Source organism: Phormidesmis sp. 146-12, assembly GCF_052939495.1.
The window spans coordinates 1-7,319 of sequence record NZ_JBJPHS010000190.1 but is presented as its reverse complement, the minus strand read 5'-3'; the positions used below and the strand labels follow the sequence as shown (position 1 = coordinate 7,319).

The following is a 7,319-nucleotide window of genomic DNA, read 5'->3' as shown; positions in this document are numbered from 1 at the left end:
ATGATACTACAAAACCGCAATAGCTTGAAATCCGAACACTCGCAAATAACTTTTAAGCTACTGTCCTCGCTCAAGATTTAGCTGTATAACGTTCCTGGTCAGCGGCGGCAGATCACCTTTGCATCACAACCAAGATCTCTCAACCGTCCGCTGCACCAGGGTTGTTAGCAAGTCGGCATGTACTTTCTTCTACACAAGCTTGACTACGAACTTTCAAAGTGCTTTTGGACATAGCGGTGAATGAAACGATATCGTCCACCAATCCGTTGTAACAGGAGACGCTCAGAGCAGTAATCAAGAAAGCGCACATAGTTCCAGGGAATATGACCGCTCATCCAGAGTACAAAACGAATAGCATAGTGCTTAATTATATTTGTACCGCCTTTATACATGCCAAGAATTATTGCAACCGCTATTCCACTAAACAGTCCATCTCTTAAGGCAAAGAGGCTAAGATTAATATCTACTGGACTTATCTGGACACTCCATAAGCCTAAACAAGTTATTAAGAATGAAACTGCGCCTATGAAGACAACATCATAGAAAGTTCTACGAATACCTTCATTAGCTTGTGTCTTTGTTTCTACCCTCTTCCTACTTAGGCTTAAGAAACCCATAGTGACTGGCAAATAAACAAAACCGTTTTTTACAAACCCATCGAAGATTATATTGGGTTCCTCCGGGGACAGCAAAACTGTATTTAATGTCAATATCAGCAAAGTGAGAATAACTGTTCTTGCCACCTTAACCAAAGATGAAAGGGAATAGCTTGTTTCAGTTACCTGAATTGGTAATAGAGCAGCAATAGTTCCATAGAAGAAACCAAGCCTTATGCAACTTTTTAGGACTTCTAATGTATACAAAATAGAAAAGGTATCTAGTTTTATACCTACAGATATGATGGCATGTAGTCCAGTTCCAAGAAGAAATAATGAGATATGAACTATCTCACAGAGAAATATATAAACTATCCATTGAGGAAAAGATGACAACCAATAAGGTTGTATGTTTTCGAGCAAGAAGTCGGATGACTGTTCCTTACTTGTTTGCATTTGCTTTGCTAAGTAAGCTAACCAGTAATTAGTTTTATCAATATTTGGCACTTGACAATCAGTGTAAGCCTGACTGAATAAATCTCGATGGAGCATACGCCCCACATAAGTACTTATCAGTAGAGCCTGATGCTCATCCATTGAATTAGACTGTTCTAGTCCATCAAAGGAAATCTCTTCATAAGATAGCAGTATTATGTTTAGCCAAAAGGGAATTCTTGCTAAACCTTTCAATATATGATTTTGCTCTAATCTCAACCAAAATTCTGCCTGATTCAGATCAATAAGATACGTTTGAATTTGTTCATCAGTTAATTCTTTTAATAGAACTGCCCCATTGAGTTTTAATCGTCTTTCGTCTGTCTGGTTATGCTCTTCTTCTTGCCAGTGACCTCTAATTACCTTTTCATACTCTTCTCGCCGACAGCACACTACTATAAACCTTGGACGATACTCGCTTTGTTGCCACAAATTGATTGCCTCAACATAGTTGATTTGCTTTGTCGGTTCAATATCGTCTAACCCATCTAAAAGCGGTAGAATCTGCTTTGCCTCAATCCAGCTTTTAGCAACATCCTGCCGAACTCCCCTCTTTTTGAGTTCTTCTACAAACCAAGTTACTACTGGTTGACGAGAAACTTTCCAGGAGGATAAGCTGAGAACTACTGGAATTGGATAAACAGGATCTGATTCAGCACGATGCATAAGTTCTCGTGCTAATTGATATAGAGTGGTGGTTTTTCCAGAACCAGGTTCACCAAGAATAAGCAGCCTACCTGAAATTTCTACTCGATCAAAGATATCTAGGATGGATACATCCGATGCTAAATTTTCAGGTAGTTTTAATCCAATCTTAATATCTCGAAAACGCTGGACTTGTTCAGGCTGTAATTGTTTATCAAGACTAATCTGTCGAGCATTAATAAGCGCATCCTGAAGCCACCCTTCAATTTCTTGCTTGGTATCATTCAAGAACGTCTGCTGTTCTTTAGAACGATTGTGCTGTAAGGTACTTAAACTTGCCGGTGCCTCTCCCGACGGCGGCAGTCAGCCATGATTATGTGTGCCTCCAAAAAAGTTTGTACTGTTAGCGCCTGTTCTAGTCTGATAACCGATGCTATTATCTCGATTTATCTGGGTCATTTGCCCAAAATCATTATTAATTTGAAGGTGAATTTCCTCAGCTAATTTTTGTGCTTCTTGCTTTAAAGCAACGTCAGACTCTAGAGCTTCATGAAGATATTGCGTAAGTTTTTCCTGATCTTCTGTCGAACCATTTGCTGCCTTTTCTAGAAGTTCTCCAGTGCCAGGTTGACCACGCAACAATTTCTCCCACACCGTTTGTCCTAATTGTTTTACCTTCTCTGGTAGTAATTCTACTGCTTTCTCTTCTAACTTTGATCCAACCCCCTCATAAAACTTGTCTAAAACTGCTTTCACAATAGGCGTTGCTAAGAGTAAAGAAATTTGTTCAATCATAGGTTTGGTTACAAAGGCACTATCCTAGTTCTACACTATCTGCTTTCGATCTTGGTTAATCTCAAATATCAAAGTTTAGTAACTCAGTACTAACTGGCTCTAACCTCTAACAGCTAGGCTTGCTGTTGCCCCCTCACAGATAAATCAGGCTTGCTAACAATTGATTAGACTGAAACTTCAGAGCTTATGCAGACTATTATCCGCATAAGTCTCTCTTGAGAGCGTTATCTAGAACCTTCGCGGCATAAAATCTGATGAAGGATCTTATCCAGAGGACTTTCCGTGTAGCTCTCCTAGTGAGGATCTTATGCAGCAATTTATCCGTATATTAGCCACGCTTAAAGTTTTCGTCAAGAGAAATCTAAGTAGATTCTCAGAACTCAAATGTACTAATCAAGTTTCACGCTCTCCACGGATAACACACATCAGCGTCAGGAGAGACCCATGCAGCCACTACCCCAAAAATTGCTCGACCAGGTTCGGGAGATTATTCGGCTCAATGGGTGAGCAGCACATCACTAAACTTAAGATTTCTAGGATTCAAAAAAACGAAAAACTTGTGTAAGATGTCGGCAGGTGGAGATCACGCCCCGGAAATCTGATGTGCAAGATCAAATCTCCGAGGACTTCCACCCAAAGTTAATTGACCTAACTTCGGAGGCGTTCATGATTGTACTACGTCTGCTTTGCGATGGGATCTTGAAAGGTTGGAATCAAGATCCTGCATACTCTTCATCTCTCTGGAGAACGATCGAGCCGTCAGCGTTCCCGTCCTCTTTGAATTAAATAGAGAGGATAAAAACATGGCAGTTAGGAGATATTTTCCTGACTCGGTTTCGTTTGGCTTTGAGTTGCACTGCTCATCGGTTAGACGCTATCGAGTGATGGTGACATTGGATTTGCAAGAGCGGTTTATCTTTATGCCGTCTGGCATTCTCTCAGATGTCATCGATTCAATGGACGAGTTTATTGACCAACTGAGTGAAGTGGCATCAACGAAACTGGCAATACTCAAGTGGGATGGCAGTAGTGATTTAACGACTGAATATCAAATCATTCGAGTGTTGTCGGGTTATCAAGTGCAGCGATCGTTAATGAAGTTCAACATGGTCATTGGCGATAGTTCATTAATTCACTTGGAGGAATTGCACGACAAAAAGACGATTCAACTGTAGAAGATTTGGGAGTTCGATCGCACTGCATCGATCGTGCTTTGGGACTCCCTTTTCTGAATCTCTGAAACTCAGAAGCGATCGCCCTGTCCCTTTCTACTGAGATTTAAATTTCTAATTCTATAATCCAATCTCTAGCTGTCCGGCTGGATCTTCTGGCACCGTTGGCTTTTCGCTGCGTCCTTTGCGAAGTCCGATCGCAATCTTGCTGTGTTTCTCGATTTGGCTCATCACCTGTCGGGCACGTTGAATCACAGAACTGGGCAACCCTGCCAACCGTCCCGCTTCGATGCCATAGGAGCGATCAGCACCTCCCGGCTGGACTTTGTGCAAAAAGATAATCTGATCGGGCATTTCTTTAACGGTCACCTGATAGTTGGCGACATTCGGCAAAATGGAAGCTAACTCGTTAAGTTCGTGGTAGTGGGTGGCGAAGATGGTTCTGGCTCGGATTTGAGTGGCTAAATGTTCGGCAACGGCCCAGGCGATCGAGAGTCCGTCAAAGGTGGCCGTTCCCCGTCCAATTTCGTCGAGCAGGACGAGCGATCGCTCCGTGGCGTGATTGAGAATATTCGCGGTTTCGTTCATCTCGACCATAAAGGTAGATTGACCCGTTGCCAAATCATCGACGGCTCCCACGCGGGTGAAAACGCGATCGCACACACTCAACTCAGCCGCTTGAGCCGGGACAAAACTCCCTACCTGTGCCATGAGTTGGATCAGACCAATCTGACGCAGATAACAGCTTTTGCCGCTGGCATTGGGGCCGGTGAGAACGATCAGATCGGGGGAGGAGAGAGGAGGGAGGAGGGAGGACTCAGTGCCCAGAGTGGCTGAATTGGGGACGAAAAAGCCTGCGGGGAGAGACTGCTCGACAACGGGGTGACGGCCTTCTGTGATTTGAATGGTGCGACCTTCAAGCATTTGAGGGCGACAGTAGCCCTGGTAGACGGCGACTTCGGCCAGTCCAGCCAGCGCATCGACGGCAGCCACCGATCGCGCCACTTTGCGAATTAGTTCGGCTTGTTCTCCGACTTCCGATCGCAGTCCCGCAAAAATTTCGTACTCTAAGGCTCCCAATTCTTTACGGGCGTTGAGAATGCGGTTTTCTCGTTCTTTGAGTTCTGTGGTGATGTAGCGTTCTTCGTTGACGAGGGTTTGTTTGCGATCGTATTCTGGGGGCACCTGTCCAGCTTTGGTGCGAGAAATGCTGATGAAGTAACCAAACGTTTTGCTGTATCCCACTTTCAACGTCGGAATTTTGGTGCGTTCTCGTTCAGAGACTTCTAGTTGGGCCAACCACGCTTCATCGTCGGCGGCTTGCTGGCGCATTTCATCCAGTTGAGGCACAATGCCTTCGCGAATTAATCCCCCTTCTTTGAGCGCCAGAGGTGGACGTTCGACCAGGCGGCTGTGTAAATGTTTGCCCAACTGTTCGAGAATCGGCGGCACCTGCTGAACGGCTTTGAGGTAAGGCGATCGCGACTCTGCTACCAGCCTTCCTAAATCAGGCAATTTGCCCAATGACTCGGCTAATCCCACCAGATCGCGCGGGCTGGCTGTCCCCGATCCGGCTCGACCTGCCAACCGTTCGAGGTCATAGATTTGTCGCAGCAGCTTTTGTAAAGCTTCTCGCAGCGTGCCATTTTCGACCAGTTCTTGCAGCGTATCCTGTCTAGCTCGAATGCCTGCAACGTCTAACAACGGCTGTAACAACCAGCGACGCAGTGCCCGACTGCCCATCGGCGTGACGGTACGATCGAGCGCCCACAACAGCGACCCATGAAAAGTACCATCTCGCGAGGTTTGCGTGATCTCCAGATTGCGGCGCGTCTGATTGTCTAGCGTCAGATATTCTGTCAGCGTATAGGTGCAGATCGGCTGAAGGGGAATCTGAGTTTCTTTTTGGGTGTCTTCCAGATATTCCAGCAGGCCGCCAGCAGCGCGAACGGCTAGAGGCAAATGTTCGCAGCCCAACCCTTCGAGCGATCGCACCCGAAACCGCTGCAACAATCGCTGTCTCGCTTCGATCTGGGAAAAGGGAGCCTGGGGACGAAAGGTATAGCAAAACTGCGTCGGCAAACTGTCAGGAAGGTGAGCCGATTTTTCTCCCGGTCGCAGCAGTCCTCCCAGGTCAGGCGCATTCGTGGGAAACAAAATTTCCGCAGGTTGCAGCCGCATCAATTCCTGAGTCAGTTGATCGAGCGTCGAGGATTGCGTCGTCTGAAACTCCCCAGTTGAAATGTCTGCATACGCCAGTCCCCAATGATTTCCGGCGATCACAATGGCGGCTAGGTAGTTATTGCGCCGAGCATTCAACATGCCTTCTTCGAGCAGCGTTCCGGGTGTGACGACCCGCGTAATTTCTCGCCGCACCAGATTGCCCTGAGCTTCCGCAGCGTCTTCGACCTGATCACAGACGGCGATCGCGTACCCTTTCTCCACCAGCAGCGCACAATAGCGATCGAGCGCATGATGAGGAATGCCCGACAGCGGAACGCGCCCCACTTCTTTGCCGCCATCTTTGGAGGTGAGAACGATTTCTAGCTCACGCGAGACGACTAGCGCATCTTGAAAAAACGTCTCAAAAAAATCGCCGACTCGATACAGCAAAATCGCATGAGGATACTGGTCTTTAATCTCCGCATAGTGACGTAACATCGGAGTGAGATCTTGACGATTGACCGATCGATGGTCAGCATACCGAACCGCATGTTTGATCAACCGTTCGGGAACGCCGTTAGAGTCTGGATCAGTCGGTGCCGGATGAGAAACAGTCATGAATATCAGTACAAGTCTACTAAAACTTACTTTAATCCTAGCTTTCCTGAGTCTATAGCGGTTTTTGATGTTTTGAGTTCACGCATTCTCGCGCCTGCTACAATCCCTGTCTATGAGTGTCACTGTCCCTCTTCAAGATATAACGTTGCGCCCGGCGATCGCTGCCGATGTCGATTGGGGTGCGCCTTTGATGTTTGCGTCGGGGCCGGCTCTATTTGGCTATGTGTTTGCGTCTGAGCCACCGGAGGCAGCAGAAACCCTCCGTCAGGCGTTTGGGTTTGCAGGACACGCCTTTAGTTTTGACCATGCTCAAGTGTTAGAAGTCGCTGACGAACCCGTTGGGCTAATCATCGCGTATCGAGGCAACGTCAAGCGCAAGGCAGAAGAAAAAGTGCAGGGCGTGATGGCGCGAATCTTACCGCTCAAAAAGCTCCCCGGAATTTTGATGAATGTGGCGGATCTGACTCGCATCAAACAAGATGTCGCCCTGAATGACTATTACATTCTCAGTCTCAGCATTGCTCCAGAATGGCAGGGTCAAGGATTGGGGACGGCTGTCTTAAAGGATGCCGAAATTGAAGCTCAGGAGTTGGGCTGTCGATCGATTTGTCTGGATGTCCCCTACAGCAACGATCGCGCCAAAGCCTTGTTTGAACGATTAGGCTATCAAGTAGTCGCCAGCCGAACCAGCGATCGCTTTCAGCAAGCTACCCAGGTAGGCGGACTCCACCGAATGGAAAAGCGCTTTGGTTGAACTTATCTGAGAATCTGTTTGAAAAATATAGCAATCCTAAATGAGTCATGAACAGATTTTTGTCGCTCCGTTCCAGTCCGC

Annotated in this window: 5 protein-coding genes; 2 read left to right on the top strand and 3 right to left on the bottom strand. The window is 46.6% G+C overall.

What is annotated here, in order from left to right:
• Window positions 1–203: 203 nt before the first annotated feature.
• Together ACKFKF_RS33740 and ACKFKF_RS33735 are read right to left on the bottom strand one after the other, a co-directional pair.
• Window positions 204–2,024 carry an NACHT domain-containing protein gene (locus tag ACKFKF_RS33740; protein ID WP_446871741.1) on the bottom strand — a complete coding sequence of 607 codons (1,821 nt, stop codon included), beginning with the start codon at window positions 2,022–2,024 and terminating at the stop codon, window positions 204–206.
• A gap of 75 nt (window positions 2,025–2,099) precedes the next feature.
• Window positions 2,100–2,531 carry a hypothetical protein gene (locus ACKFKF_RS33735; protein WP_446871740.1) on the bottom strand — a complete coding sequence of 144 codons (432 nt, stop codon included), beginning with the start codon at window positions 2,529–2,531 and terminating at the stop codon, window positions 2,100–2,102.
• Window positions 2,532–3,334: 803 nt separating this feature from the next.
• Between ACKFKF_RS33735 and ACKFKF_RS33730 the strand changes: the two genes are divergently transcribed.
• Window positions 3,335–3,706: a hypothetical protein gene (locus ACKFKF_RS33730; protein ID WP_446871739.1), complete on the top strand. Its 372-nt coding sequence runs from the start codon at window positions 3,335–3,337 to the stop codon at window positions 3,704–3,706.
• Window positions 3,707–3,823: 117 nt separating this feature from the next.
• Here ACKFKF_RS33730 and mutS read toward each other — a convergent pair whose 3' ends face one another.
• A complete protein-coding gene (gene mutS / locus ACKFKF_RS33725) occupies window positions 3,824–6,484 on the bottom strand; it encodes a DNA mismatch repair protein MutS (protein ID WP_446871738.1) in 2,661 nt (886 codons plus the stop codon).
• A 112-nt stretch (window positions 6,485–6,596) separates the two neighbouring features.
• Between mutS and ACKFKF_RS33720 the strand changes: the two genes are divergently transcribed.
• Entirely contained in the window at window positions 6,597–7,238 is a 642-nt protein-coding gene (locus tag ACKFKF_RS33720) for a GNAT family N-acetyltransferase (protein WP_446861255.1), read from the top strand.
• Window positions 7,239–7,319: the final 81 nt, after the last annotated feature.

Excerpts from the sequence above, each read along its gene's own strand:
- ACKFKF_RS33735 (WP_446871740.1), bottom strand. The coding sequence starts at position 2,531 with ATGATTGAACAAATTTCTTTACTCTTAGCAACGCCTATTGTGAAAGCA.
- ACKFKF_RS33730 (WP_446871739.1), top strand. The coding sequence starts at position 3,335 with ATGGCAGTTAGGAGATATTTTCCTGACTCGGTTTCGTTTGGCTTTGAG.
- mutS (WP_446871738.1), bottom strand. The coding sequence starts at position 6,484 with ATGACTGTTTCTCATCCGGCACCGACTGATCCAGACTCTAACGGCGTT.
- ACKFKF_RS33720 (WP_446861255.1), top strand. The coding sequence starts at position 6,597 with ATGAGTGTCACTGTCCCTCTTCAAGATATAACGTTGCGCCCGGCGATC.